The organism is Streptomyces sp. Tu 2975 (assembly GCF_009832925.1).
Lineage (GTDB): Bacteria > Actinomycetota > Actinomycetes > Streptomycetales > Streptomycetaceae > Streptomyces.
Window position 1 is genome coordinate 4,878,053 of record NZ_CP047140.1, and the last position, 26,907, is coordinate 4,904,959.

The following is a 26,907-nucleotide window of genomic DNA, read 5'->3' on the forward strand; positions in this document are numbered from 1 at the left end:
GCCCTTCCAGGGCTCGTGCGGACGTGATGGCCCGGCCGGCAGCTCAGGGCCCCCAGGCGGGCCTCAGGCGAAGGAACACCTCAGCGCGACCCCCCGGGCGGGGCCCGGGGAGGCCGTTCAGCGGTCCACGGCGACCTCGATCGCCGCACAGCGCCAGCGCAGGTCCCTGCCCTGCTCCAGCCGGAACGCCATCGCGCTGACCCGGTCGCCCGATCCGATCCGGGCGAAGGCCTCGATCACGCCCGGTCCCGGGTGGAACTCGCCGCAGTGGCGGACGACCGGCGTGGCCCGGTCCGCAGGCAGCAACGGCATGTCCGGCGCGAGCCGGACCAACTGTTCGTAGGCCTCGCCGATCGTGTGCCCGAGCATCCAGTGCACCGGGCGCCGGCCGCTCAGTACCGCGAGCAGGCGGTCGGCGAACCAGTAGTGCGGTTTGTGCAGCCTGCCTCGTGCCCGGGTCAGTGCCGCCGCCGCGTGGGCGGCGGGCCTGCGCTGGTCGTGGCGGCCTGCGGGCCTGGTCCTGTCCATACGGATCTGCCCCCGATGTGCTGGTCCCGGGCTGGGTACCGGGAGGTAGCTTCGACGGGGAACTTCTATGGCGTGCGCACCTTTGCCGCAAAGCGGCGAAAGCGCCCGAGGCGGCGGCCGTCAACTTCACCTATCAGGGTGACGAGGCGCTGCGCGGGCGGGCCGCACGGGCCTTCGAGGGGGTACCGGGTGGACGGCGGGAGGGCGACCGGACGCACCCCGAAAGGGTACGCCGCACGTATCCTGAGGGCGATCACCGACTACGAAAGCGGCCTGTCATGCGCGTGTACGTCCCCCTGACCCTTCCCGGTCTCGCAGCGGCGCACAAGGCGGGCGAACTGGGCCCCGGCCCGCTGACCGCCTACGCCGTCACGCCCGGACTGCGCGAGTGGTACGTCTCCGACGACATCGAGGAACTGGAGTACGCGGCGCTCAGCCGCGCCGCCGCCGCGTCCCTGCGTCTGATCGCCGGCGACCCCGACGCGGCCCGGCGCCGGGCGGTCGTGGCCGTCGACGTGCCGGACCAGGACGCGGTCGCCGATCCCGACCGGGTCCTCGACGCCGGTGCGCTCGGCGAGGTGCGGATCGCCAGGGCCGTGCCGATGTCCAAGGCGGCCGCCGTCCATGTGGACGCCGACGACGCGGTGGACGACGTCTCGGCCGCGGTCGCGGCGCTCGGCGCGGCCGACCACGGTGACGACGACGCGCAGTTCACGGTCGACGGCGCGGAGGACCACGAGCTGCTCTGGTTCGGTGTGCAGGAGATCCCGAACATCGTCGGCTGACCTGCCGCCCGCCGGCCGGCGTACCCCGTGACAGGCCGCCCGGGGTTCGTCTGTACCCATCCGGCCGCGCGCCGGCTGTCGCACCGGGCCTGTACGGTTTTCGCCATGGGCAAGCAGGGGACGCAGGCGCATCTGGTCTGGGACTGGAACGGCACACTGCTCGACGACATCGGCGCGGTCATCGCGGCGACGAACGCCGCGTTCGCGGAGCTGGGGCTCGAGCAGATCACGCTCGAGCGGTACCGGGAGCTGTACTGCGTGCCCGTCCCCCGTTTCTACGAGCGGCTCATGGGACGGCTGCCGACGAATGACGAATGGCTCGTGATGGACGCGGCCTTCCACAAGCACTACTGGACCCGGGCCGAGACCTGCGGGCTCGCCGAGGGTGCCGCGGAGCTGCTGACCCGCCGCCAGAGTGCCGGCCTGACCCAGTCGCTGCTGTCCCTCGCCCCGCACGATCACCTGGTGCCCATCGTGCGCCGGCACGGCATCGAGGAGCGGTTCGTCCGGGTCGACGGCCGGATCGGCGCGTCGACCGCGGGCAAGGCCGAGCACATGGTGCGGCACCTGGCGCAGCTCGCCGGTGTGCGGGCGGAGCACGTCGTCGTCATCGGTGACGCGGCGGACGACGCGGTCGCCGCCGCCCACGTCGGCGCGAAGGCCGTGCTGTACACAGGCGGATCGCACAGCCGCGCCAGTCTGGAGAGCGTCGGGGTGCCGGTGGTCGACTCGCTTCAAGAGGCCGTCGAGGTGGCGGAGGAGCTCGTGGCCGGCTGACCGGCCACGAACGTCATGTCACCGGCGCCGTCGCCCGCAGCACCTTGAGGAACTCCCGCATCCACACCGGATGGTCCGGCCAGGCGCGCGAGGAGACCAGCGAACCGTCCACGACCGCCGCCACGTCCTGGAACGACGCCCCGGCGGCCTGCATGTCCAGTTCCAGGGCGGGGTACGAGGTGACCCGGCGTCCCTCCAGCCCGCCGGTCGCCGCGGTCAGCAGCGGACCGTGGCAGATCTGGGCCACCGGCTTGTCGGAGTCGAAGAACGCCTTGAGGATCTTGCGGAGCTCGGGGTCGTTGCGCAGGTACTCGGGCGCGCGGCCGCCGGGGATCACGATGGCGGCGTACGCGCCGGGTTCGACCTCGGAGAAGGCCAGATCCGCCTGCCAGGTGTAGCCCGGCTTCTCGGTGTAGGTGTCGAAGCCCGGCTCGAAGTCGTGCACGACGAACTGCAGCTTCTTGCGGGCGGGGGCCGCGATGTGCACCTCGTACCCCTCTTCCAGCAGCCGCTGGTACGGGTAGAGGACCTCCAGGGACTCTGCGGCGTCCCCGGTGACGATGAGGATCTTCGTGGTCATGGCTGCTCCCGGTTGATTGGTTGCCAAGAGGGCCTGTGTCGCTGTCCAGACTGTCAAACTTCGGACCCCGCTTTTGTACACATACGGCTCATGACGGGGCGGGGGTACGGGGAGATAGCCTGGGGGCGTGATCAGCGCGATATGCCGTGGGGGCAGCGAAGCCCCCGGCCTGCGCCCGGACCGCCACCGCGTCCGGGCGATCGCTGACCCCTCCCGTCCGGACTGTCTCCGCCAGACAGAATTGGCCGATAACGGCTCGGACGACTCTCATCGCGGCATACCGTCGACTGCGACCGGACACCCCGGGACGCGGCGATTCGTCGCATCTTTCACCTACGTCACGCAACGGCGCGCGACAGGAGCCAGAGGACATGCAGACCAAGCTGGACGAAGCCAAGGCCGAGCTGCTCGCACGGGCCGCCCGGGTAGCTGAGAACAGCCCGGCCGGGGGCACCTTCCGACTGGGACAGAGCAAGGAAAGCGCCCTGACCGGGACACCCTGCTCACGTACCTCCAGCGCTACTACCTGCACACAGCTCCGGAGGACCTCACCGACCGCGACCCGGTCGACATCTTCGGTGCTGCACTTTCCCACTACCGGCTCGCGGAAAACCGCCCGCAGGGCACCGCGAACGTCCGCGTCCACACGCCGACCGTGGAGGAGAACGGCTGGACCTGCAGCCACTCCGTCGTGGAAGTCGTCACCGACGACATGCCCTTCCTCGTCGACTCCGTCACCAACGAGCTTTCCCGCCAGGGCCGCGGCATCCATGTCGTGATCCACCCGCAGGTCGTCGTCCGCCGTGATGTGACCGGCAAGCTCATCGAGGTCCTGCCCTCCGACACGCACGCCAAGGACCTCCCGCACGACGCCCTCGTCGAGTCCTGGATCCACGTCGAGATCGACCGCGAGACCGACCGCGCCGACCTGAAGCAGATCACCGCCGATCTGCTGCGTGTCCTGTCCGACGTCCGGGAGGCCGTCGAGGACTGGGAGAAGATGCGCGACGCCGCGCTGCGCATCGCCGAGCAGCTGCCCGACGAGCCCAAGGCCGACGACCTGCCCGAGCACGAGGTCGAGGAGGCCCGTGAGCTGCTGCGCTGGCTCGCCGCCGACCACTTCACCTTCCTCGGCTACCGGGAGTACGAGCTCACCGAGGCCGACGCGCTGGCCGCCGTCCCCGGCACCGGCCTCGGCATTCTGCGCTCCGACCCGCCGCACCACGAGGACGAGGAGCACCCGGTCAGCCCGTCCTTCAGCCGGCTGCCGGCCGACGCCCGCGCCAAGGCCCGTGAGCACAAGCTGCTCGTGCTGACGAAGGCCAACAGCCGCGCCACGGTGCACCGGCCCAGTTACCTGGACTACATCGGCGTCAAGAAGTTCGACGCCGAGGGCAACGTCGTCGGGGAGCGCCGCTTCCTCGGCCTGTTCTCCTCCGCCGCGTACACCGAGTCGGTGCGCCGCGTGCCCGTCGTCCGCCGCAAGGTCGCGGAGGTCCTGGAGGGCGCGGGCTTCTCGCCCAACAGCCACGACGGCCGCGACCTGCTGCAGATCCTCGAGACGTACCCGCGTGACGAGCTCTTCCAGACGCCCGCCGACCAGCTGCGTGCGATCGTCACCAGCGTCCTCTACCTCCAGGAGCGCCGCAGGCTGCGGCTGTACCTGCGGCAGGACGAGTACGGGCGCTACTACTCCGCGCTGGTCTACCTGCCGCGCGACCGCTACACCACCGGTGTGCGGCTGCGTCTGATCGACATCCTCAAGGAGGAACTCGGCGGCACCAGCGTCGACTTCACCGCCTGGAACACCGAGTCGATCCTCTCCCGTATCCACTTCGTGGTGCGGGTCCCCGTCGGTACCGAGCTGCCGCACCTCACCGACGCCGACACCGAGCGCATCGAGGCGCGACTGGTGGAGGCGGCGCGCTCCTGGGCCGACGGCTTCGGCGAGGCGCTGAACGCCGAGTTCGGAGAGGAACGCGCCGCCGAGCTGCTGCGCCGCTACGCCGGCGCCTTCCAGGAGGGCTACAAGGCCGACCACTCGCCGCGCTCCGCCGTGGCCGACCTGGTCCGCATGGAGGAGCTCGCCGAGTCCGGCAAGGACTTCGCGCTGTCCCTGTACGAGCCGGTCGGGGCGGGCCCCGGTGAGCGGCGCTTCAAGATCTACCGGACCGGTGAGCAGGTCTCCCTGTCCGCGGTGCTGCCGGTGCTGCAGCGCCTCGGCTGTGAGGTCGTCGACGAGCGCCCGTACGAGCTGCGGTGCGCCGACCGGACCCACGCGTGGATCTACGACTTCGGGCTGCGCATGCCGAAGACCGGCGCCAACGGCGACTACCTCGCCGACGACGCCCGCGAGCGCTTCCAGGACGCCTTCGCCGCCGTGTGGACGGGCGAGGCCGAGAACGACGGCTTCAACTCGCTGGTGCTCGGCGCGGGGCTCAACTGGCGCGAGGCGATGGTGCTGCGCGCGTACGCGAAGTACCTGCGCCAGGCCGGTTCGACCTTCAGCCAGGACTACATGGAGGACACGCTCCGCAACAACGTCCACACCACCCGGCTGCTGGTCTCGCTGTTCGAGGCGCGGATGTCGCCGGACCGCCAGCGGGCCGGCACCGAGCTGATCGACGGACTGCTCGAGGAGCTCGACGGCGCGCTCGACCAGGTCGCCAGCCTCGACGAGGACCGCATCCTGCGTGCCTTCCTCACCGTCATCAAGGCCACCCTGCGCACCAACTTCTTCCAGGAGGCCGCAGGGGGCGCCCCGCACGGCTATGTGTCGATGAAGTTCGACCCGCAGGCCATCCCGGACCTGCCGGCGCCGCGCCCCGCGTTCGAGATCTGGGTGTACTCGCCGCGGGTCGAGGGCGTCCACCTGCGCTTCGGCAAGGTCGCCCGAGGCGGTCTGCGCTGGTCCGACCGGCGTGAGGACTTCCGTACGGAGATCCTCGGCCTGGTCAAGGCGCAGATGGTCAAGAACACCGTGATCGTGCCGGTCGGCGCCAAGGGCGGCTTCGTCGCCAAGCAGCTGCCGGACCCGTCCGTGAACCGTGACGCCTGGCTGGCCGAAGGCATCGCCTGCTACCGGATCTTCATCTCGGCGCTGCTCGACATCACCGACAACCTGGTCGCGGGCGAGGTCGTCCCGCCGGCCCAGGTGGTCCGGCACGACGAGGACGACACCTACCTCGTGGTGGCCGCCGACAAGGGCACCGCGTCGTTCTCCGACATCGCCAACGAGGTCGCGGTCGCGTACAACTTCTGGCTCGGTGACGCGTTCGCGTCCGGCGGCTCCGCCGGATACGACCACAAGGGCATGGGCATCACCGCCCGCGGTGCCTGGGAGTCGGTCAAGCGGCACTTCCGCGAGCTCGGCCACGACTCCCAGACCCAGGACTTCACGGTCGTCGGCGTCGGCGACATGTCCGGCGACGTGTTCGGCAACGGCATGCTGCTCAGCGAGCACATCCGGCTCGTCGCGGCGTTCGACCACCGCCACATCTTCATCGACCCGAACCCGGACGCGGCCCTCTCGTACGCGGAGCGCCGCCGGCTCTTCGAGCTGCCCCGTTCCTCCTGGGCCGACTACAACAAGGATCTGCTGTCCCAGGGCGGCGGCGTCCACCCGCGCACGGCCAAGTCGATCCCGGTCAACGCGGCGATGCGCGAGGCCCTCGGCATCCGCCCCGGCATCGCGAAGATGACGCCGGCGGAGCTGATGCAGGCCATCCTCAAGGCCCCGGTCGACCTGCTGTGGAACGGCGGCATCGGTACCTACGTCAAGGCTTCCGCCGAGTCGCACGCCGACGTCGGCGACAAGGCCAACGACGCCATCCGCGTCAACGGCGAGGACCTGCGGGTCCGGGTCGTCGGCGAGGGCGGCAACCTGGGTCTGACCCAGCTCGGCCGGATCGAGTTCGACCGCAACGGCGGAAAGATCAACACCGACGCCATCGACAACAGCGCCGGCGTCGACACCTCCGACCACGAGGTCAACATCAAGATCCTGCTCAACGGCCTGGTCGCGGACGGCGACATGACCGTCAAGCAGCGCAACCAGCTGCTGGCGCAGATGACCGACGAGGTCGGCGCGCTGGTGCTGCGCAACAACTACGCGCAGAACACGGCGCTCGCCAACGCGGTCGCCCAGTCGCCGTCCCTGCTCCATGCCCACCAGCGGTTCATGCGCCGCCTCGGACGTGAGGGACACCTGGACCGGGCGCTGGAGTTCCTGCCCAACGACCGCCAGATCCGTGAACTGCTCGCCGCGGGCAAGGGGCTGAGCCAGCCCGAGCTGGCCGTCCTCCTCGCCTACACGAAGATCACGGTGGCGGACGAGCTGATCGGGACGGACCTGCCGGACGACCCGTACCTGCGGCGGCTGCTGCACGCCTACTTCCCCAAGCCGCTGCGGGAGCAGTTCGGCGAGGCGATCGACGCGCACGCGCTGCGCCGCGAGATCGTGACGACGGTGCTCGTCAACGACACGGTCAACACCGGTGGTTCGACGTTCCTGCACCGGCTCCGCGAGGAGACCGGCGCGTCGATCGAGGAGGTCGTGCGGGCTCAGACCGCAGCCCGTGGGATCTTCGGGCTGAGCGCGGTGTGGGACGCGGTCGAGGCGCTCGACAACCAGGTCGCGGCGGACGTCCAGACCCGGATCCGGCTGCACTCGCGCCGTCTCGTCGAGCGCGGTACGCGGTGGCTGCTGGGCAACCGGCCGCAGCCGCTGGAGCTGGCCGGGACGATCGAATTCTTCGCGGAGCGCGTCGAGCAGGTGTGGACAGAGCTGCCGAAGATGCTGCGGGGCGCGGACCTGGACTGGTACCAGGGCATCCTCGACGAGCTCACCGGGGCGGGCGTCCCCGAGTTCCTCGCGCTGCGGGTGGCCGGTTTCTCGTCCGCCTTCCCGACGCTCGACATCGTGGCGATCTCGGACCGCACCGGCCAGGACCCGCTGGCGGTCGCCGAGGTGTACTACGACCTCGCCGACCGGCTCTCCATCACCCAGCTGATGGACCGGATCATCGAACTGCCGCGGGCCGACCGCTGGCAGTCCATGGCCCGTGCCTCCATCCGTGAGGACCTGTACGCGGCGCACGCCGCGCTCACGGCCGACGTGCTGACGGTGGGCAACGGGACCTCGACCCCGGAGGAGCGCTTCAAGGCCTGGGAGCAGAAGAACGCGGCGATCCTGGGGCGGGCGCGGACGACGCTGGAGGAGATCCAGAGCTCGGACACGTTCGACCTGGCCAACCTGTCGGTGGCGATGCGCACGATGCGGCAGTTGCTGCGCACGCACAGCTGACGGCCCTCCGCACGGACCCGGTCGCGCCTTCGGGGGCGGCCGGGTCCGTTGCGTATGTCAGCCGTCGCCGCGCAGGCGGTGCAGCCAGCCGGTCCGCGGGTCGCGGGCGTCGGGCGAGGCTTTGGCCGATGCGCGGGCGACGGCCGTGACCGCCGACGCGATGCGCTTCGGGAGCCAGCCCGCCGTGGGGAGGTCCGGGCCGGTGCCGCACAGTTCCGCCACCTCCGCCGCCGTCGGGCGGTCCTCCGGACGGGCCGCCAGCGCGGCGGTCAGGAGCCGGCGGAGGGCGGGCGGATGCGCGGAGAGGTCCGGGGGTTCGCGGTCGGTGCCGGCGATGCGGGTGGCGACGACCAGGCCGCCGCCCTCGCCGTACGGGTGGCGACCGGTGGCCGCCTCCGCGGCGACGAGTCCCAGCGTGAACACGTCGGAGGCCGGCGTGACCTGGCGGCCCAGCGCGTGTTCGGGGGACATGTACTTCGGCGTGCCGACCATCCGCCCGACGGTGGTCAGTACGGACGTGCCGTCCGCGGCGCGCGCGATGCCGAAGTCGAGCAGCCACGGCCCTGCCGCGGACAGCAGCAGGTTCCCCGGCTTCACGTCGCGGTGGACGAGGCCCGCGGTGTGCACGGCGTCCAGCGCGCGAGCCGCCCCGGCCGTCAGCCGCAGGACGCACTCCGTGGGCAGCGGCCCATGTCCGGCGAGGGCGTCGTCCAAGGGCAGGCCAGGGACGTAGTGGGTGGCGAGCCACGGCAGGTCCGCCTCCGCGTCGTGGTCGACGACCTGGACCAGATGAGGGCCGCTGACCCGCCGTGCGGCCTCCACCTCGCGGGCGAAGCGTCTGCGGAACTTCTCGCTGAGGGCGTGCTCGCGGCGGATGAGTTTGAGGGCGACGGGAAGCGACGCGCCGTCGCGGCTGCGGGTGAGGAAGACGGTTCCCATGCCGCCTTCTCCGATCCGTGCCCGCAACGGGTATCCGGCGATCTCGCGCGGGTCGTCGTCCCGCAGCGGTTGAGGCCCTCGACCGCCCATCCCAACCGCCCCCTCGGCTGTCCGGCACCGGCAGTGGAGCCTACCGCGCGGGCTGCTTCGCGGTCCCGGCCCCGGCACCGCCCTTCTCACCGGCGCCGCCCTTGTTCCCGGCCGCGGTGAACTCCTCGTACGCCGTCACGACGTCCTGCGCCGGGCCGTCCATCCGCAGGACTCCTGCTTCCAGCCAGAGCGCGCGGTCGCAGCTCTCGGTGATGGTCGCGTTGCTGTGACTGACCAGGAAGACCGTGCCGGCCTCCCGCCGCAGTTCCTCGATGCGCTGCCGGCTGCGGCGGCGGAAGCGGGCGTCGCCGGTGGAGAGAGCCTCGTCGATGAGCAGGACGTCGTGGCTCCTGGCGGCGGCGATCGAGAAGCGCAGCCTGGCACCCATGCCCGAGGAGTACGTACGCATCGGCAGGGAGACGAAGTCCCCCTTCTCGTTGATGCCGGAGAAGTCGACGATGTCGTCGTAGCGTTCGCGGATCCGGTCGCGGGTCATGCCCATCGCGAGGCCGCCGAGGATGATGTTGCGCTCGCCGGTCAGGTCGGACATCAGCGCGGCGTTGACGCCGAGGAGGGACGGCTGCCCGGCCGTGTAGACCTTGCCCTTCGCGGTCGGCAGGAGGCCGGCGACGGCCTTGAGCAGGGTGGACTTGCCCGAGCCGTTGGAGCCGATCAGGCCGATCGCCTCGCCCCGGTACGCGGCGAAGCTGACGCCCTTGACGGCGTGCACCTCGCGTACGCCGTCGTGCGCGCCGCGGGAGACGATCCGGCTGAGGGCGGAGGTGGCGCTTCCCCGGCCGGTCCGGGGGCCGTTGACCTTGTAGGTGATGTGGACGCCGTCGACGACGACGGTGGGGGTTGGGTCTCCCGTGGAACGGGTCGGGTTCTCAGCCACGGCCGTACTGCTCCTCAGCCTTCCAGAAGTACAGGAATCCGCCGGCCCCGCAGAGCACGGCCCACGTCAGGGCCGCGCCCCAGACGTGCGGCGGCAGCCGGTCCGCGGTGAACGACTCGATGAACGCGAAGCGCACCAGGTCGATGTAGATCGCGGCCGGGTTGTACTGCAGCGCGAGAGCCACCAGGTGCGGCAGGTCGCGGTCGCCGACCACCTTGTCGACGGACCACATCACGCCCGACGCGTACATCCAGGTGCGCAGCAGGAACGGAACCAGTTGGGAGACGTCGGGGGTGCGGGCCGCGACGCGTGCCATGGCCATGGACAGGCCGGTACCGAAAACCGCCTGGAGCAGCAGCGCGGGGGCGGCGAGCAGCCAGGAAGCCGTCGGGAGCTGGCCGAAGCCGACGAGGATCACGACCAGCGCGCCGAGCGAGAAGAGCAGTTGCTGGAGCTGTTGCAGGGCGAGCGCTACGGGCAGCGCGGCGCGCGGGAAGTGCAGGGCTCTGACGAGGCCGATGTTTCCGGAGATCGCGCGGGTGCCGGCCGTGATCGTGTTGGCGGTGAAGGTCCAGATGAACACGCCGGTGACCAGGAACGGCACGAAGTCGGGGACGTGGTGGGCGGTGCCGAGCAGCACCCCGAAGATCAGGTAGTAGACGGCGGCGTTGAGCAGCGGGGTCATCAGCTGCCAGAGCTGCCCGAGGCGGGCCTGGCTGTACTGGGCGGTGAGTTTGGCGGTCGCGAACGCGGTGATGAAGTGTCGCCGCGACCAGAGCTGCCGGACGTAGGTGAGGAGGCCAGGCCGGGCGCCGCTGACGGTCAGCCCGTGTCGTGCGGCGAGCGCGGCGAGGTCGGTGGGTGCGGGCGGAGCGGCCGGGCCGGCAGGGGCCGCTCGTGCCGGTTCCGCCGGGGGCGCGGTGGGGCTGGCGATGGTCACGCGGGCTCGCTTTCGGGGCGCGTGCAGGGCGGGGCGAGGTCCGGAGCCTTGATCCAGGAACGATGGAACGGGGCCGTATCGTCGCTACGGGCACAGTAGGACCTCGTCACGTCGGAACGCAACCGTTTCGTCGTCGCCGCGTATGCTCCTGGGCATGACGACCGACCCAAGAAGCCCACGACGCGCCCCCGCGGGAGCCGCCGTGCTCCGAGAGGACGTCACCGACGCCATCCGGGCCGCCGTCTTCGACGAACTGGCAGCCGTCGGCTTCGCGCGGATGTCGATCGAGGGCATCGCCCGGCGGGCGGGCGTCGGGAAGACGGCCGTCTACCGGCGCTGGAAGTCGAAGCTGTCCCTGGTGCTGGACCTCGTCTCGGCCTTCGCGGCGCAGGGCCTGCCGGCGCCGGCGACGGGATCCCTGTACGGGGACGTACGCGCCCTGCTGGAGGTCGCCGCCCACGCGCTGCGCCACCCCGTGGCCTCGCAGGTCATCCCGGACCTGCTGGTGGAGGCGGCGCGCAACCCGGAGATCGCGGACGCGATCAAGGGGGCGCTGCTGGACGGCCAGCGCGGCGTGGCGGCGCTGATCGTCCGGGACGCGGTGGCGCGCGGTGAACTGCCGGAATCCGCGGACCCGGACCGGGCGCTCGACGTGATCGTCGGACCGCTGTACTGGCGGCTGGTCGTGGTGCGGGGCGAGTTGCCGGACGGCTACCTCGACGACCTGGCACGGGGAGCCGTGGCGGCGCTCCGGGCGTGAGCGGCGCGGGGAACGGTCACCGTCGGGTGATCGTCCGACCCCGCCGTACGAGTGATTCATGTGCCGGAGTTGCGCCGAAGACCGCAGTGCAGTCAACTCCCCGGCATTTAAGTGTGTTTATCGGTGCGAGATGTTGCCGTTTCGGATTGCTACGTTCGGCGGCCATGGACCTGCGAACGCGAACGGCGACGGCGACGCTCGATGTGCGAGGAGCCAGGATCCTCGTCATCGGTGTCTCCGTGCTCGCTCTCGTCGCCAAGATGATTCTCGCGGCCCTGCAGCGCGGACCGGCGGACGTCCGCATCTTCGACGCCTTCGCCACCGCGATCGCCCAGGTCGGACCGGTCCGCATCTATGAGCACCCGATGCCGCGCCTGCCCGTCTACAACCATCCGCCGCTCGCGAGCTGGATGCTCGCCGGATTCCATGAACTGGAGAATCTCGGAATTCCGTTCGGCAGCCTGATCCGTGCGCCGGCCTGCATCGCCGACTTCGTCTCGGCCCTGCTCGTGTTCGAGATCCTGCGCCGCCGCCGCACACTCACGACGGCCACGGCATGCGCGCTCGGATGTGCCCTCAGCCCCGTCCTCTTCGCCACGTCCGGGTATCACGGGAACACCGACTCCGTCGCCATCATGTTCATGCTCCTGGCGGCCTTCCTGCTCGTCGACCGCCGTGCCCCGCTCGCCGCCGGCGTCGCCGCGGCGCTGGCCGTGAGCGTCAAGCTCATCCCGGTGGTCGCGATCCCCGCCCTGATCGTGGCGGCGGTGCGCGCCGGCCGTCCGGCCGCCGTCCGGTTCTGCGCCGGCCTCGCGGCCGTGATGCTGCTGCTGTGGGGACCGGTGCTGGCGGCCGTCCCCGTCCCGCTGCGGGAGAAGGTCCTCGAGTACGAGGGCGGGCGGGCCAGGCTGTGGGGCGTCGTACGCTTCGCCGATCTGGCCGGCGCGTCCGACTCGTTCGTGGAGGCGCTGCACAGCGACTTCGATCTCCTGGTGGTGCTGGCGTGCATGGCCGCGGGAGCGTGGCTCGCCTGGGTACGCCCCGCCGGCGCCGCGTACGCCGTCTCGCTCTCCCTGACGCTGCTGCTCCTTCTCAGCACCGGGTCCGCCGTGCAGTACCTCGCCTGGCCCGTCGTCGGCCTCTGCCTCTTCGGACTGTGGGAGGGCCTCGGCTACGGGCTCGTCGTCGGCGCCACCACCGTCGTCGTCTACGCGGGCGTGAGCGCCGTCCGCTGGAACGACTGGGCCCTGCATCTCGCAGAGGCGGGATGGCTGCTGCTCGCCGCCGGGATCGTGAGCGGCGTGCGCCGGGCGCTGACCGAGCCGCCCGCCCCCGCCCCCGGAGAGCACGTACCCCTTGTCGCCCAGCGCACCGACCGGCCCGCCGCCCCCGCCCCACCCGTCGACAGACCGCACCGATGACCCGCGCCAACGGAGAGTAGAGAAGCCCCAGTGAAGGAAATCCCAAGCCCGCGGATCGGCATCCTCGTCGTCGCCTACAACGCGGAATCCACGCTGGAGAAGACGCTCGACCGCATCCCCCAGGACTTCCGGTCCCGTATCGCCGAGATCCTCATCCTGGACGACGCGAGCAGCGACGGGACGTTCACCGCGGGCTGCCGCTGGTCGCAGCTGGACGGCATGCCGCCGACCGTCGTCATGCGGCACACCAAGAACCTCGGCTACGGCGGCAACCAGAAGGCCGGCTACGCTCTCGCCGCCGAACGAGGCCTGGACATCGTGGTGCTTCTGCACGGCGACGGCCAGTACGCCCCCGAGCTGCTGCCCGAGATGGTCGCCCCCATCGAACGCGGCGAGTGCGAGGCGGTGTTCGGCTCCCGGATGATGCGCTCCGGCAGTGCGCTCAAGGGCGGCATGCCGTTCTACAAGTGGCTCGGGAACCGCGTCCTCACCCGCTTCGAGAACGGTCTGCTCGGCTCACGTCTCACCGAGTTCCACTCCGGCTACCGCGCCTACAGCGTCGCGGCGCTGCGCAGGCTGCCGATCGACCGGAACACCGACGCCTTCGACTTCGACACCCAGATCATCGTCCAGCTGCTCGACGCCGGGATGCGCATCAAGGAGATCCCCGTCCCCACCTACTACGGCGACGAGATCTGCTACGTGAACGGCCTGCGCTACGCGAAGGACGTGGTCAAGGACGTCCTCGAGTACCGGCTCGCCCTCAAGGGCTTCGGCACCTGCCCCTGGATCCCCAAGCCCGTCGACTACGCCTTCAAGGAGGGGGACGGCTCCTCGCACTCCGCCATCCTCAAGATCATGCGAGGGCTGCCGCCCGGCCGGGTCCTCGACGTCGGCTGCTCCGGCGGCCTGTTCGCCGAGCGTCTCGAAGACCTCGGCCACACCGTGACCGGCCTGGACTTCGTCGAGGTGCCCGGCGTGCGGGACCGCTGCTCCGAGTTCCTCCTCGCCGACCTGGAGGAGGGCCTGCCGCCCGAGGTCGGCGCCGACTACGACTACGTGGTCGCCGGGGACGTCATCGAGCATCTGTCCCGGCCCGAGCACGTGCTGCGGGAGCTGCGGGAGGTGCTGCGTCCCGGTGGCCGGATGCTGCTGTCGGTGCCCAACTTCAGCCACTGGTACTCACGGCTGAGGGTCGCTTTCGGCGTCTTCGGCTACGACCGGCGGGGCATCCTCGACGAGACCCATCTGCGCTTCTTCACCCGCGGCAGCCTGCGCCGCACCGTGCGGGCCGCCGGCTTCGACCAGCTCCAGGTCACCTCGACCGGCGCGCCCTTCTGGTCCGTGCTCGGCGGCGGCGTCGTCGCCGGCACCCTCGGCGGCATCTCCCGGCTGCTGACCCGCGTGCGGCCGACACTCTTCGGCTACCAGTACGTCGCCGTGCTCACCCCGCACGCGGCGCAGACGATCGTCGCCGGGGAGCACGTCGATGTCCAGGACATTCTCAACCGCCAGTACGTCCCCGCCGAACTCGCCGACCGCGTGGGTGCCGGCACCTGACACCGGGCTCCGACCGCCGCCCAGGAGGAAGAACGTGACCCTGCCCAGCGTGCTGCTGCTGCTCCTCGCGGTCTTCTCTTCGGCGGCCGGGCAGATCATGCTGAAACACGGCATGCGCGCGGCGGCCGCCGTGACGGAGCACAGCGGGGGTTCGCTGATGACGCGCGCCGCGACGACACCCTGGGTCGTCGTCGGCCTCGTCGTCTTCGGCGTGTCCGCCGTGGCCTGGATGTCGACGCTGGCCCAGGTGCCGTTGAACATCGCCTATCCGTTCAACGCGCTGGGCTATCTGCTGATCGTGCTGGCCAGTTCCACCGTGCTGCACGAGCGGACCTCGGTGTGGACCTGGGCCGGTTCCCTGATGGTGGTGGCCGGCCTGGTCACCGTCATGGCCGGGCAGCCGCGCTGAGCCTGTCCCTGCGGCTCGGTGCCGTGCGCCTGTAGGGACCGCGTCATGCGGCGGCGGCCCGGTCACGGGGTGACCGGGCCGCCGCTCGCGCAGGACGGTGTGCCGTTGTCCGTGTCCGTCAGCCGGTCACTTGACGGCGCCCGCCATCACACCGGAGACGAACTGGCGCTGGAAGGCGAAGAACACCGCCAGCGGGATGATCATCGACAGGAACGCGCCGGGCGCGAGCACGTCGATGTTGTTGCCGAACTGCCGTACCTGACGCTGGAGTGCGACGGTGATCGGTGCACTCTCCGAGTCGGCGAAGATCAGCGCGACCAGCATGTCGTTCCACACCCACAGGAACTGGAAGATCCCGAGTGAGGCGATCGCGGGGGCGCCCAGCGGCATCACGACACGGGTGAACAGACGGATCTCGCCCGCGCCGTCGAGCCTGGCCGCCTCCAGCAGTTCCCGTGGGATCTCCGCGAAGAAGTTCCGCAGCAGGAAGATCGCGAACGGCAGACCGAAGGCCACATGGAAGATGACCACGCCGATCGTCGTCTCGAAGATGCCGATCACGCCGAAGAGTTCGGACACGGGGACGAGGGCGACCTGCACGGGGACCACCAGAAGGCCCACCACGACCATGAACCACCAGTCTCGGCCGGGGAACTCCATCCACGCGAAGGCGTATCCGGCGAGCGCCCCGATGACCACGACCAGCACGGTGGCCGGGACCGTGATCACCACCGTGGACAGCAGGGAATCGGTGATGGTCTCGTTCTGCAGCAGCCGTGAATAGTTCTCGGTGGTGATCTCGGCGGGGGCGGTGAACACCTTCCACCAGCCGCTCGCCGCGATGTCGCCGCTGTCGCGCAGCGACGAGAGCAGCAGGCCGATGGTGGGCATCAGCCAGAACAGGGCGGCGAGGATCAGGAAGACGCGCAGCGCGCCGCCCCCGGCGGCGGCCGCGATCCGGGCGGCGACGGACTGCTTGGCCCTGGTCGGGGAGCCGCTCTTCGCCGCGGTGTCGCTCGTGCTCATCGCCGGGTCTCCCTTCGCATCCGCCGGACGTTGAAGAACATCACCGGCAGTACCAGCAGAAGCAGCAGCACCGCGATCGCGCTGCCGAGGCCCAGGTCCGCGTCCGTGCCGAAGGAGGAGCGGTAGAGCTGGAGGGCGAGGACGTTGGCGTCGTCCTGGGAGGAGCCCGGCGCGATGATGAAGACCAGGTCGAAGATCTTCAGCACATTGATCATCAAGGTGACCAGGACGACCGCGAGCACGGGCGCCAGCAAGGGCACCGTGATCCGCCGGAACACCTGCCATTCGTTGGCGCCGTCGACGCGTGCCGCCTCCAGGAGCTCGCGCGGCACACTCGCCAGACCGGCCGCGATCAGCACCATGGCGAAGCCCGCCCACATCCACACGTAGCTGCCGATGATCGCCGGGGTCACCAGGGACGGGCCGAGCCAGTCGACCCCGTTGTACGGCTCGCGGAAGTTGTCGGCGGGCAGCCGTAGCAGCGCACCGTCGGCGGAGGCCGGGAGGCTGAACGTGCCGTCGGCGGCGGCACGGGTGTCCGCCACCACCTTGCCGTCCTTGACCGCCTCGATCCTGATGCCCTTGAGCCCGAGCTCCTGGGTGTCGACGACGTTGGGTCTGCCGCCGCCGCCCCGGGTGAAGTCCAGCCAGGCGGTGCCGTGGATCTCGCCGTCGCCGGGGTCCGCCGCCTTGGCGGGTTCCGCGTCGGACGGCATCTTCGCGGGCGCCACGCCGACCAGCGGAAGCTGCACCGGTGTCCCGGCGGAGACCGGCTCCTTGGTGACGAACGCACCGCCGCCGGCCGCCTCGAGCGGGTGCACCGGCAGGGGCCGGGCCCGTGGGTATCCGGCCGACTCCTCGAACGTGTCGTGCACGCCCACCCAGACCGCGTTGGCCACACCGCGCTCCGGGTCCTGCTCGTAGACGAGCCGGAAGATGATGCCCGCGGCCAGCATCGAGATCGCCATCGGCATGAAGACGATCAGCTTGAACGCGGTGCCCCAGCGGACCCGTTCGGTGAGCACCGCGAATATCAGACCGAGGGCGGTGGAGACCGTCGGTGCGACGACGACCCAGATCGCGTTGTTCTTGACCGCGGTCAGGATGGTGTCGTCCGTGAAGATCTCCACGTAGTTGTCGAGCCCGGCGAAGCCGGCGCCGGACTGGTCGAAGAAGGACCTGTAGAGCGAGTACCCGATCGGGTAGACCACGAGCGCGCCCAGCAGCACGAGCGCGGGCAGCAGAAAGCCGGCCGCGACTATTTTACGTGTTCCTGTCACACTCTTACGCTGACGGGCGGGGGGATCCGGACGAGCCGGTCCCCCCGCTGTGACGGCAGACACGACCTCAGCTCTTGTACGCCTTGGCCGCTTCGGCCTCCAGCGCCTGCTGGGTGCCCGCGACGTCCTGCGGGTTCTTCAGGAAGTCCTGGAGGATCTTCCACTCGCCCTTGCCGGGCGTCCCGCCGAACGACTGAGGCATCTGGTCCGACATGTCGAAGCGGAAGTCGTCGCCCGCCGCGATCAGCGCCTTCGCGATGTCCCGCTGCACGTCGTTCGGGTACGCGGCCACGTCCAGCGACTTGTTCGGAGAGATGAAGCCGCCGGCCGCCGCCTGGATCGCCGCGGCGTCGGGCGACGCCAGGAACGTCAGCAGCGCCTGGGCGCCCTTGCTGTCCGTCAGGGCCACCGCCGCGTCCCCGCCGGTCACCACCGGCGGCTTCGCGCCGACGGCCGGGAACGGGAAGACCTTCGCGTCCGTACCGATCTTCGCGTCGGTCTGCGCGATGTTGACGGTCACGAAGTCGCCCTCGAAGACCATCGCGGCCTTGGGGGCGTCACCGCCGCTGAACGTCTGGGTGACGGACGCCGGGAACTCCGTCTGGAGGGCGCCGTCCGTGCCGCCCGCGATCAGATTCGGCTTGCCGAACAGCTCGCCGAGCGTGGTGAGGGCGTCCTTCACCGACGGGTCGGTCCACTTGATCTGGTGCTTGGCGAGCTGGTCGTACTTCTCCGGGCCCGCCTGGGACAGGTAGATGTTCTCGAACCAGTCGGTCAGCACCCAGCCGTCCGCTCCGGCGATGGACACCGGCGTGACACCCGAGGCGGAGATCGTCTCCGCCGTGGACATGAAGTCCTTCCAGGTCTTCGGCGGCGTGGCCCCGGCATTCTCGAAAACGGTGTTGTTGTACCAGATCAGGGACTTGTTCGCGGCCTTGTAGTACACGCCGTACTGCGTGCCGTCGACCGCGCCGAGGTCCTGCCAGCCCTTGGAGTAGTTCTTCGCCAGCTGCTCCTTGGCCTCCGCGCCGACGGGCTTGGCCCACTTGCGCGCCACCGCCTGCTGGATCGCGCCGACCTGAGGCAGCATCGCCACGTCGGGTGGACTGCCGCCTGCGATCTTCGTACCGAGGAAGTTGACGATCGGGTCCTGCGCGGGGACGAAGGTGACCGTAGCGCCCGTGCGCTTCTCGAACTCGTCCAGGACCTTGGTGAAGTTCTCCTGCTCCGGGCCGCTCCATACGGCGGCGACCTGGATCTTCTCGCCGTTCAGCTTGGGCAGCTGTACCGACGAGGGCGACTCGGTGCCCTTGGTCGGGCCGCCGTCCCCCGGCTCTCCGCCGTCGCTGTCGCCGCCGCATCCGGTGAGGGCGAGAGCGCCGATCGCGGCGAACACCACTGCGGCCCTGCCCGTACGAAGAGTTCTGCGCATCACTGCCCCGTCTCTCCTGTGCGCTGCTTCCGACTGACCTGATTGCGCTGTCCCGTTGCGCCGGACCGGTTGTCCGACGTCCCGTTGCCGGTCCGTGCCGACAGGTCTACGCCCGCTGTACGGGTGTCGCAATACCGCCCCCGGGCCCTATCACTCTTTCGTGATGTCCTCGTGACGTGATGTCAGGTCAAATGGCCGCAGCGCCGCCCGTCAGGGATGCGCAGGCGTCAACGGCCCCACCGGCGCCGCATCCACCGACCGCGCCGCCCGCTCCAGGGCACTGGCCAGCAGTGCCAGGTCGGTCGGCCCGTTACCGAGCTCCCGGACGGGGCGGCGGGTGGGTGGATCGCCCATCCGTTCCCACTCGAGCGGAACGACAGTGGGTCTCAAGGTGGCCGTACGCGGGATGCGCCCCGTCACCCGGCCGCTCTGGAACGGGGTGACACGGCCGTCCGGATGCCCCAGCCTGCCCCGGCCGGGAGCCGGGTCGTCAGGGCCGGGCGCGACCGGCGGCGCCTCCAGCACGACACGCAGCCGCGCACCCTCCGCCAGCTCCGTGTCCGCCGTGCGGTCCGGCCGCGACGACGTGGCCACGAGGTGGACGCCCAGACGGGCGCCGTCCCTGGCCACCGCGTCCAGGGCCCGCACGACCGAACCTGCCGCCGGCCGGCCTGGGCTGCCCAGCGCCGGGGCGACCAGCGCGTCGAAGTCGTCGACCAGTACCACCAGCCGCGGCAGCGGATCCGGCTCCTGGCTCCGCGTACGCCCGCCGGGACGGAGCCTGAGCGTCCCCGACGGGGGGGAGTCGATGTCGCCCCGGTCGGCGGCTTCGGGTGACGTCCGCTGGCCCACCATCCGGCCGGCGACCTCCCAACGGGTGCGCCACTCGGCGAAGTCGGTGACGCCCGCCTCGTCCAGCACGGCCGCCCGGCGCTTCAGTTCCGCGCCGAGCGCCTGCGCGAACGCCCGCATCCGCACCGGGTCGCTGGCCACGAGATGCTCGGTCACATGCGGCAGTTCGGTGCAGACGGTCAGCCCCTCGCCGCGCTCTCCGCCGGCTCCGTCGACCAGCAGCAGGCCGAGTCGGTCGGGGCGGCCCGCTGCGGCCAGCGATGCGGCGATTGAACGCAGCAGTTCTGTACGGCCGCTGCCGGCGGGGCCCTCGATCAGCAGATGCGGGCCCTCCTGCGCCAGGTCGACGGCGAGCGGGCCGCGGGGACCGGCGCCGAGGACGACGGTGCCGTCGCAGGCCGCCGCCCAGCGCGCCATCAGTGAGGCCGGGGTGGCCCGCGCAAGCTCCAGCTCGTCGAGCAGCCGCGCGGACTGCGGCAGTACGGCGGTCCGGCCGGGCTGCACGTTCGAGCCCTCCGCGCGCAGCGGGGCGAGCGCCCGCCCGAAACGCTCCGCCCAGGCGGCGGACACCGCGTCGACCACGCCGACCGTGCCGTGGCCGGCGGGCTGCCCGGAAGCGACCCGCATCAGGCGCAGCGCGGTCGCCACGTCGCCGCTGAGCAGGGCCACGGCCCCGCATTCACGGAAGGGCAACGAGGCCGCGCAGGCCGCCTCGTAGGTGGCTGCGACGGGGGAGAGCGGCGAGGCGGCGGGCGTCTCCGCCAGGCAGACCAGGTGGATCCCGGCAGCCTGGCCGGCGCCGGCCAGCCGGGCGGTGGTCTCGCGCAGCGCGGCCGAACCGGGATCCCCGTCGACGATCACGACCGTGCGAGGGCCGTCGTGGCGCGCGGCGGCCTCGGCGACGGCCCGGGAGTCGGCGCTCGCCCAGCCCGTGCCGAGCGGGCCGTCGTCCAGACGGCGCGTCAGTTCCGCGGCGCGGGCGGCGGCCTGGTCGCGGTCGTAGGCGAGCAGCAGCCGGCAGTCCTGGCCGTGGGCCGGGCGCAGATGCGGCAGCCAGCCGAGCCAGGACCACTCCGCCTTGCGCTCCTCCAGGGACCGGGCCCTGTCCGCGCTGACCAGCACGATCTCGAGGTCACCTGGCGAGTGCAGCGCGGCGAGCTGCGCCACCGCGGACCTGGCGAGGCCCGCGAGCCGCGCGCGCGGACCGGCGAGGCCGAGCGACCCGGCCTCCCTCAGGGCGACGGTCACGGGCACGGACGGCAGTTCGGCGCGGTCCGCCGTGCCGAGCCTGAGGACCAGCGACTCGGGGTGCCGAGGGCCGCGCTCCCACAGCCTGGGGCCGGGGCCCAGCGCCGTGAGCAGTACGGCAGCGGGGTCGGGCCAGCTCTCGACGGTGGGCGTGGCCGCGCGGGCCGCGGGGCCGGTCGCGTCGCTCTCCTGCGGGGCGGCGGCCTCCCGGCCGCCGGCCAGCCGCCTGGCCCAGGCACCTATGCCCCGGCGCCGGGGCGCCTCTGCGGGCTCGCCCGTCCCGCGCGCGGGTGCGCGCTCGGGGGACGGCTCGCCGGGCCGGTCCGGGACGCGGTCATGGGCGTCGTACGTGTACTGCGCCGGGACCCGGGGCGCTGTGTCGTCGACGAGGGGGGCGTGCATGTGGTGCGTCCGGGACGAGTCGCCGTGCGCCGGGGCGGCGGCCGGGCGGCCTGACCGGCCCGGCGGCTCCGTCCTGGCGTGGCCGTGTGTGGGTGTCCCCAGGGCGTCGGGGCGGTACGGCCGAGTGGCCGGGCCGCCGTCGGGTGCCCGGTGGGAGTGGTCGGCGTCGGCCGGTGGCGTGTCGTCCGGCGACCCGCCGGAGGTCGACGCCCATGAAGGCACCGGCCGTGTCCCCCGGGGGACGCCCCTGCCTCGTACGCGCCCGTGGAGCCGCCCGGGCCCGGCACGGGCCCGCCGTCGACAGCGGGGGAGGCCGGACCCGGGACGCGGAGGTGGCCCTCGCCGTCCGGAGTGGTGGGAAGCGAAGGTGGAGGGGTGCCGGGGGAGAGGCGCAGGGTGGACTCGCCCAGCCGGAGCAGCGCACCGGCCGGCAGGCGCACCGGGCGGGCGTGCACGGAGGTTCCGTCGACCGTGGTGCCGTTCGTGGAGCCGAGGTCGGTCACGGTGACCCGGCCGTCGTCCGCGAGCGTCACCGCGCAGTGCAGCCGGGAGACGTCCGGGTCGTCCAGCGGTACGTCGGCGTCGGCCGAGCGGCCGATGCTGATCCGGCCGCCGTGCAGCAGATGGACCCCTCCGGCATCGGGCCCGGCCACGACATGCAACTGGGCCGACACCTCGTCGTGGTTCTCGTCGTCGGGTGGCGTCTGGAGGGACAGCACCGCGCCGTCGACCAGTGGCGGTTCGCCGAGGGTGCGGCGCTGCGGATCGAGGCGTTCCTGTCCGGCGTAGAGGACGACGGTGCCGGAGACGTCGGGGCCGGAGACGGCGGCGGCGAGACCGGAGGCGACGGCGGCGAGCGCGGTACCCGCCGGTGCGGTCACGATCACGTCGCAGGGGCGCGCGGCGGGCGCGGGCTGTCCGCCGCGCGGCGCGAGAACAGTCAGCCGGATCTGCATCGCCGTCAGCCATCCCTTCTGCGCGGGGTGCCCGGCAGGGAAGCCGCCCAGATCGCCCCCACCCGGCAGGTCGGCACGCGCCAGGGGCTCCCTCCCCACGGCTCCGTGCTGGAGGCATCCTCGCATCCGCCACCGACAACACGCCCGCCGCCCACCCATAAGTGATCTTGACCGGTCGGCCCGGGTAACAAATCCGGACGGAAAAGCACGTGGTGGTATCCCGTAAAGGTCATCTTGAGGAACTACGGACGGAGGGGATCGTGATGTTCAGTGCGCGCGCACCCGGCAACCATCCGTACGATGCCCGCGTCTGTCCATCGAACAGGGGCGACCGGACGGACACCCCCTAAAGTGGGTCGGACAACCCGGTGGGCCGAAATCGTCCGGCGGACCGGGACCCATGTGAGGATCACGATCAGCAGGGAGCGCATGACGTGCGGCCGGTAGGCAGCAAGTACCTGCTCGAGGAGCCGCTCGGGCGCGGCGCCACGGGCACCGTCTGGCGAGCCCGTCAGAGGGAGACCGCGGGCGCCGAGGCGGCCGTCGCGGGCCAGCCCGGTGAGACCGTCGCGATCAAGGTCCTCAAGGAGGAGCTGGCGAACGACGCGGACGTGGTGATGCGTTTCCTCCGGGAGCGCTCCGTCCTGCTCCGCCTCACCCACCCGAACATCGTCCGGACCCGGGACCTCGTCGTCGAGGGGGATCTCCTCGCCCTCGTCATGGACCTGATCGACGGCCCGGACCTGCACCGGTACCTGCGCGAGAGCGGCCCGCTCAGCCCGGTCGCCGCCTCGCTGATGACCGCCCAGATCGCGGACGCGCTCGCCTCCAGCCACGCCGACGGCGTCGTCCACCGCGACCTGAAGCCGGCGAACGTGCTGCTCAAGACGGACGCCGACGGTCAGATGCACCCGATGCTGACCGACTTCGGCATCGCGCGCCTCGCGGACTCCCCGGGCCTCACCAGGACGCACGAGTTCGTCGGCACCCCCGCGTACGTCGCGCCGGAGTCGGCGGAGGGCCGCCCGCAGACCTCGGCGGTCGACATCTACGGCGCGGGCATCCTGCTCTACGAGCTGGTCACCGGGCGTCCCCCCTTCGCCGGGGCACGGCGCTCGAGGTGCTGCACCGCCACCTCAGCGAGGAGCCGCGCCGCCCCTCGACCCTTCCTGAGCCGCTGTGGACGGTCATTGAGCGCTGCCTGCGCAAGGAGCCCTCGGAGCGTCCCAGCGCCGAGAACCTCGCCCGCGGTCTGCGTACCGTCGCCGCCGGGATCGGCGTGCACGCCAACGCCGCCCAGGTCGACGCCGCGCTCGGTGTCGCCGCGCTCCTCGCGCCGGACCCCGCGCCGGCTCCGGTGCCGCAGACCCCCGGCGCCGCCGACCCGACGCAGGTCCTGCCGAACACCGGCGGCAGCAGTGCCTACGACCCCTCCGCGGCGACCAGCGTCATGCCGCAGACCGGGCAGCCCGGCGGCACGGCCGACCCGACAGCCGTGATGCCGCCCGTGCCGCCGGGGCAGCCCGCACCGGAGGAGCCGCACCCCTGGCAGTCCCAGCTGCGTGCGGCCCGGGACCGCAACGAGCAGACGCAGGTCCAGTACCTCGACCCGAGCCAGGACCCGCTGCGCCGGCGCCCGCAGCGCCAGGCCCCGCAGCAGCCTCCGCAGAACCGTCCGCAGCGGCCCCGGCAGCAGTACGCGCCGGCGCCCCAGCAGCGTCCGCAGCACCAGCCGCAGCACCAGCCGCAGCGTCAGCAGTACGCACCGCCGCCGCAACAGCAGCAGTACGCACCACCGCAGCAGCCGCCGGCCCAGCGTCCGCCCCGCCAGCCGAGGCAGCGCGCCAACCCGATGCGCATCCCCGGTCTCGGCTGCCTCAAGGGCTGCCTGTTCACGGTGCTGCTGTTCGTCGTGGCCGGCTGGCTGATCTGGGAGCTCACTCCGCTCCAGGACTGGGTGGCGGAGGGCAAGAGCTACTGGGACGCGATCGGCGACGGCATTTCGACGGTCACGGACTGGATCTCGAAGCTCGGCGAGGCGAAGGACACCGCCGACCAGATCGGTAACCAGCAGTAACTCTGTCGTTTTGTCGACTTCTGCGGGCTTATTTATCCCGCAGAAGTGGAGGTTGGTGTCATCCGGGGCACACAGGCCCCGATGCCCGCGTACGTTGTGGGGCAACGCCAGCCGCTGAGGGAGCAGTCTTGGCACGGAATATCGGCAGCCGGTACACGGCCCACCAGATCCTGGGGCGGGGCAGCGCCGGCACGGTGTGGCTCGGCGAAGGACCCGAGGGCCCTGTCGCCATCAAGCTTCTTCGCGAGGACCTCGCGTCCGACCAGGAGCTGGTGGGACGCTTCGTCCAGGAGCGCACCGCCCTGCTCGGGCTCGACCACCCCAGGGTCGTCGGCGTCCGCGACCTCGTCGTCGACGGCAACGACCTGGCTCTGGTCATGCAGCTCGTACGCGGCACCGACCTGCGGACACGTCTCGACCGTGAGCGCAGGCTCGCGCCGGAGGCCGCTGTCGCGATCATCGCCGACGTCGCCGACGGCCTCGCGGCTGCCCACGCGGCGGGCATCGTGCACCGGGACGTCAAGCCGGAGAACATCCTGCTCGACATGGAGGGCCCGCTCGGGCCTGCCGGCTCGCACCCCGCGCTCCTCACCGACTTCGGCGTCGCCAAGCTGATCGACACACCGCGCCGCACCAAGGCCCAGCGGCCCACCGGAAGCGGTGCGCCGAACCCCTCGGGCATCATCGGGACCCCCGACTACATCGCGCCCGAGATCGTCGAGGGCCTGCCGCCCCGCGCGGCGGTCGACATCTACGCCCTCGCCACGGTCCTCTACGAGGTCCTGGCCGGCTTCACCCCGTTCGGCGGCGGACACCCCGGCGCGGTCCTGCGCCGCCACGTCACAGAGACCGTGGTGCCGCTGCCCGGCATCCCCGACGAGCTGTGGCAGCTCATCGTCCAGTGCCTGGCCAAGGCACCCGCCTCCCGGCTGCGCGCCTCCGAGGTGGCGGCCCGGCTGCACGATCTGCTGCCGACGCTGAAGGGCATGCCGCCCCTGGACGTCGACGAGCCCGACGCGGAGCCGGCCGCCTTGCCCTACGAGGACGCCCTGCCGCCCACCGCCGGGGAACCGCGCCGCCGTGGCGCCGTCCCCCTCGTCCCCGGCGCCGCCCCCGCCGACTCCAACCGCGACACCCACACCTCGATGCGCGTCCCCGCGCCGGACGAACTCGCGGGCGGGGCCCACGGCACGGCGAGGGCACCGCGCGCCCCGGGCCAGCGCCGGCCCGGGTCGGCCCGCAACAGGTCGACCGCGGTCCGCAGGCGCCGGATCACTCTCGGCGTCGTCGCGCTCGCCGTCGTCGCCGCGGTCGGCATCGGCGGCTGGCTGGCAGTGAGCGACGACGACGGACAGGTACCGCCCCCGGATTTCCAGCAGTCGGCGCCCTCGGAGCCCTAGCACCGCTGCCGGCCGCCGGGGCCAGCACTGGTCCGGCCGCTCAGCCGTTACGCTGGACCCGTGGCAGTCGTCGATGTATCCGAAGAGCTGAAGTCCCTTTCCTCGACCATGGGGTCGATCGAGGCCGTTCTGGACCTCGACAGGATGAGGGCAGACATCGCCGTGCTCGAGGAGCAGGCGGCGGCACCGTCCCTGTGGGACGACCCCGAGGCGGCGCAGAAGATCACCAGCAAGCTGTCCCACCTGCAGGCCGAGGTCCGCAAGACGGAGGCACTCCGCGGCCGGATCGACGACCTCGAGATCCTTTTCGAGCTCGCGGAGGCCGAGGACGACCCGGACGCGCGGGCCGAGGCCGAGGCCGAGCTGGAGTCCGTGCGCAAGGCGCTGGACGAGATGGAGGTCCGCACCCTCCTTTCCGGCGAGTACGACGAGCGCGAGGCGCTGGTCAACATCCGCGCCGAGGCGGGCGGTGTCGACGCCGCGGACTTCGCCGAGCAGCTCCAGCGCATGTACCTGCGCTGGGCCGAGCGGCACAACTACGGCACCGAGGTCTACGAGACCTCGTACGCGGAGGAGGCCGGCATCAAGTCGACCACCTTCGTCGTCAAGGCGCCCTATGCGTACGGCACGCTCTCCGTCGAGCAGGGCACACACCGACTGGTGCGTATCTCGCCCTTCGACAACCAGGGCCGCCGTCAGACGTCCTTCGCGGGCGTCGAGGTGCTGCCGGTCGTCGAGAAGACCGATCACATCGAGATCGACGAGTCCGAGCTGCGCGTGGACGTCTACCGCGCGTCGGGCCCCGGCGGCCAGGGCGTCAACACCACCGACTCCGCGGTGCGGCTGACGCACATCCCGACCGGCATCGTGGTGTCCTGCCAGAACGAGCGCTCGCAGATCCAGAACAAGGCGAGCGCGATGAACGTCCTCCAGGCGAAGCTGCTCGAGCGCCGCCGTCAGGAGGAGCAGGCCAGGATGGACGCCCTCAAGGGCGACGGCGGCAACTCCTGGGGCAACCAGATGCGTTCGTATGTGCTGCACCCGTACCAGATGGTCAAGGACCTGCGCACCGACTTCGAAGTGGGCAATCCCCAGTCGGTACTTGACGGTGAGATCGACGGGTTCCTCGAAGCGGGAATTCGCTGGCGCAAGCAGCAGGACAAGTAGCGAAGAGCTTTGTCGACAAGGGAACTGCCGCCCGTGGGGCGGCAGTTCCCTTTTATGTCACAGTTGCATCCCCGCAGG

The 26,907-nt window shown here is 71.5% G+C and carries 16 protein-coding genes and 3 pseudogenes; 10 read left to right on the top strand and 9 right to left on the bottom strand.

Annotated elements, in window-relative coordinates:
• Window positions 1–117: 117 nt before the first annotated feature.
• On the bottom strand, window positions 118–528 hold the full coding sequence (locus tag GLX30_RS21630; RefSeq protein ID WP_208545453.1) for an Rv3235 family protein: 411 nt from the start codon (window positions 526–528) through the stop codon (window positions 118–120).
• Between the two features lie 278 nt (window positions 529–806).
• Between GLX30_RS21630 and GLX30_RS21635 the strand changes: the two genes are divergently transcribed.
• Both GLX30_RS21635 and GLX30_RS21640 read left to right on the top strand, forming a co-directional pair.
• Window positions 807–1,313 carry a hypothetical protein gene (locus tag GLX30_RS21635; protein WP_159691504.1) on the top strand — a complete coding sequence of 169 codons (507 nt, stop codon included), beginning with the start codon at window positions 807–809 and terminating at the stop codon, window positions 1,311–1,313.
• A 105-nt stretch (window positions 1,314–1,418) separates the two neighbouring features.
• Window positions 1,419–2,090 carry an HAD family hydrolase gene (locus GLX30_RS21640; protein ID WP_159691506.1) on the top strand — a complete coding sequence of 224 codons (672 nt, stop codon included), beginning with the start codon at window positions 1,419–1,421 and terminating at the stop codon, window positions 2,088–2,090.
• 13 nt (window positions 2,091–2,103) lie between these two features.
• On the opposite strand, the gene GLX30_RS21645 is transcribed toward GLX30_RS21640, so the two are convergent.
• The gene (locus GLX30_RS21645) at window positions 2,104–2,670 is read right to left on the bottom strand and encodes a DJ-1/PfpI family protein (RefSeq protein WP_005316866.1); all 567 of its coding nucleotides are present in this window, start codon (window positions 2,668–2,670) and stop codon (window positions 2,104–2,106) included.
• A 371-nt stretch (window positions 2,671–3,041) separates the two neighbouring features.
• Between GLX30_RS21645 and GLX30_RS21650 the strand changes: the two are divergent.
• Window positions 3,042–7,975, top strand: a pseudogene (locus GLX30_RS21650) (NAD-glutamate dehydrogenase).
• Between the two features lie 57 nt (window positions 7,976–8,032).
• On the opposite strand, the gene GLX30_RS21655 reads toward GLX30_RS21650, so the two are convergent.
• The 3 genes from GLX30_RS21655 to GLX30_RS21665 are packed head-to-tail and all read right to left on the bottom strand — an operon-like array spanning window position 8,033 to window position 10,725.
• A complete protein-coding gene (locus tag GLX30_RS21655; protein WP_159691508.1) occupies window positions 8,033–9,004 on the bottom strand; it encodes a serine/threonine-protein kinase in 972 nt (323 codons plus the stop codon).
• A 40-nt stretch (window positions 9,005–9,044) separates the two neighbouring features.
• On the bottom strand, window positions 9,045–9,899 hold the full coding sequence (locus tag GLX30_RS21660; RefSeq protein WP_159691510.1) for an ABC transporter ATP-binding protein: 855 nt from the start codon (window positions 9,897–9,899) through the stop codon (window positions 9,045–9,047).
• Window positions 9,892–10,725, bottom strand: a complete 834-nt coding sequence (locus tag GLX30_RS21665) for an ABC transporter permease (protein WP_244258482.1) — start codon at window positions 10,723–10,725, stop codon at window positions 9,892–9,894. The genes GLX30_RS21660 and GLX30_RS21665 overlap by 8 nt, the downstream gene beginning before the upstream one ends.
• A 268-nt stretch (window positions 10,726–10,993) precedes the next feature.
• Between GLX30_RS21665 and GLX30_RS21670 the strand changes: the two genes are divergently transcribed.
• The 4 genes from GLX30_RS21670 (at window position 10,994) to GLX30_RS21685 (ending at window position 14,989) form a co-directional block, all read left to right on the top strand.
• Window positions 10,994–11,599 (top strand): TetR/AcrR family transcriptional regulator, encoded by a 606-nt coding sequence (locus tag GLX30_RS21670; protein ID WP_244258241.1) that lies wholly within the window; start codon window positions 10,994–10,996, stop codon window positions 11,597–11,599.
• A 164-nt stretch (window positions 11,600–11,763) separates the two neighbouring features.
• Entirely contained in the window at window positions 11,764–13,020 is a 1,257-nt protein-coding gene (locus GLX30_RS21675) for a glycosyltransferase family 39 protein (protein ID WP_159691516.1), read from the top strand.
• A gap of 30 nt (window positions 13,021–13,050) precedes the next feature.
• Entirely contained in the window at window positions 13,051–14,580 is a 1,530-nt protein-coding gene (locus GLX30_RS21680) for a bifunctional glycosyltransferase/class I SAM-dependent methyltransferase (RefSeq protein WP_159691518.1), read from the top strand.
• Between the two features lie 34 nt (window positions 14,581–14,614).
• The gene (locus GLX30_RS21685) at window positions 14,615–14,989 is read left to right on the top strand and encodes an SMR family transporter (RefSeq protein WP_244258242.1); all 375 of its coding nucleotides are present in this window, start codon (window positions 14,615–14,617) and stop codon (window positions 14,987–14,989) included.
• A 126-nt stretch (window positions 14,990–15,115) separates the two neighbouring features.
• Here GLX30_RS21685 and GLX30_RS21690 read toward each other — a convergent pair whose 3' ends face one another.
• The 4 genes and pseudogenes from GLX30_RS21690 to GLX30_RS21705 all read right to left on the bottom strand — a co-directional run bounded on the left by GLX30_RS21690 (window position 15,116) and on the right by GLX30_RS21705 (window position 22,185).
• The gene (locus tag GLX30_RS21690) at window positions 15,116–16,015 is read right to left on the bottom strand and encodes a carbohydrate ABC transporter permease (protein ID WP_159691520.1); all 900 of its coding nucleotides are present in this window, start codon (window positions 16,013–16,015) and stop codon (window positions 15,116–15,118) included.
• Window positions 16,012–17,358: a sugar ABC transporter permease gene (locus tag GLX30_RS21695; protein WP_244258243.1), complete on the bottom strand. Its 1,347-nt coding sequence runs from the start codon at window positions 17,356–17,358 to the stop codon at window positions 16,012–16,014. Before GLX30_RS21695 ends, GLX30_RS21690 begins: the two co-directional genes overlap by 4 nt.
• A gap of 4 nt (window positions 17,359–17,362) precedes the next feature.
• A complete protein-coding gene (locus GLX30_RS21700; protein ID WP_159691524.1) occupies window positions 17,363–18,727 on the bottom strand; it encodes an ABC transporter substrate-binding protein in 1,365 nt (454 codons plus the stop codon).
• A 210-nt stretch (window positions 18,728–18,937) separates the two neighbouring features.
• Window positions 18,938–22,185 (bottom strand): annotated as a pseudogene (locus tag GLX30_RS21705) (FtsK/SpoIIIE domain-containing protein).
• A 434-nt stretch (window positions 22,186–22,619) separates the two neighbouring features.
• On the opposite strand from GLX30_RS21705, the pseudogene GLX30_RS21710 reads away from it, so the two are divergent.
• The 3 genes and pseudogenes from GLX30_RS21710 (at window position 22,620) to prfB (ending at window position 26,829) form a co-directional block, all read left to right on the top strand.
• Window positions 22,620–24,262: pseudogene (locus GLX30_RS21710) on the top strand (serine/threonine-protein kinase).
• A 128-nt stretch (window positions 24,263–24,390) separates the two neighbouring features.
• Window positions 24,391–25,662: a serine/threonine-protein kinase gene (locus tag GLX30_RS21715; protein ID WP_159691526.1), complete on the top strand. Its 1,272-nt coding sequence runs from the start codon at window positions 24,391–24,393 to the stop codon at window positions 25,660–25,662.
• A gap of 60 nt (window positions 25,663–25,722) precedes the next feature.
• Complete coding sequence (prfB, locus tag GLX30_RS21720) at window positions 25,723–26,829, top strand: peptide chain release factor 2 (RefSeq protein ID WP_053557245.1); 1,107 nt, start codon at window positions 25,723–25,725, stop codon at window positions 26,827–26,829.
• The last annotated feature ends 78 nt before the right edge of the window (window positions 26,830–26,907 follow it).

Coding starts and splice junctions, on each gene's coding strand:
- GLX30_RS21670 (WP_244258241.1), top strand. CDS start 10,994: ATGACGACCGACCCAAGAAGCCCACGACGCGCCCCCGCGGGAGCCGCC.
- GLX30_RS21655 (WP_159691508.1), bottom strand. CDS start 9,004: ATGGGCGGTCGAGGGCCTCAACCGCTGCGGGACGACGACCCGCGCGAG.
- GLX30_RS21675 (WP_159691516.1), top strand. CDS start 11,764: ATGGACCTGCGAACGCGAACGGCGACGGCGACGCTCGATGTGCGAGGA.
- GLX30_RS21635 (WP_159691504.1), top strand. CDS start 807: ATGCGCGTGTACGTCCCCCTGACCCTTCCCGGTCTCGCAGCGGCGCAC.
- GLX30_RS21700 (WP_159691524.1), bottom strand. CDS start 18,727: ATGCGCAGAACTCTTCGTACGGGCAGGGCCGCAGTGGTGTTCGCCGCG.
- GLX30_RS21690 (WP_159691520.1), bottom strand. CDS start 16,015: ATGAGCACGAGCGACACCGCGGCGAAGAGCGGCTCCCCGACCAGGGCC.
- GLX30_RS21640 (WP_159691506.1), top strand. CDS start 1,419: ATGGGCAAGCAGGGGACGCAGGCGCATCTGGTCTGGGACTGGAACGGC.
- GLX30_RS21630 (WP_208545453.1), bottom strand. CDS start 528: ATGGACAGGACCAGGCCCGCAGGCCGCCACGACCAGCGCAGGCCCGCC.
- GLX30_RS21645 (WP_005316866.1), bottom strand. CDS start 2,670: ATGACCACGAAGATCCTCATCGTCACCGGGGACGCCGCAGAGTCCCTG.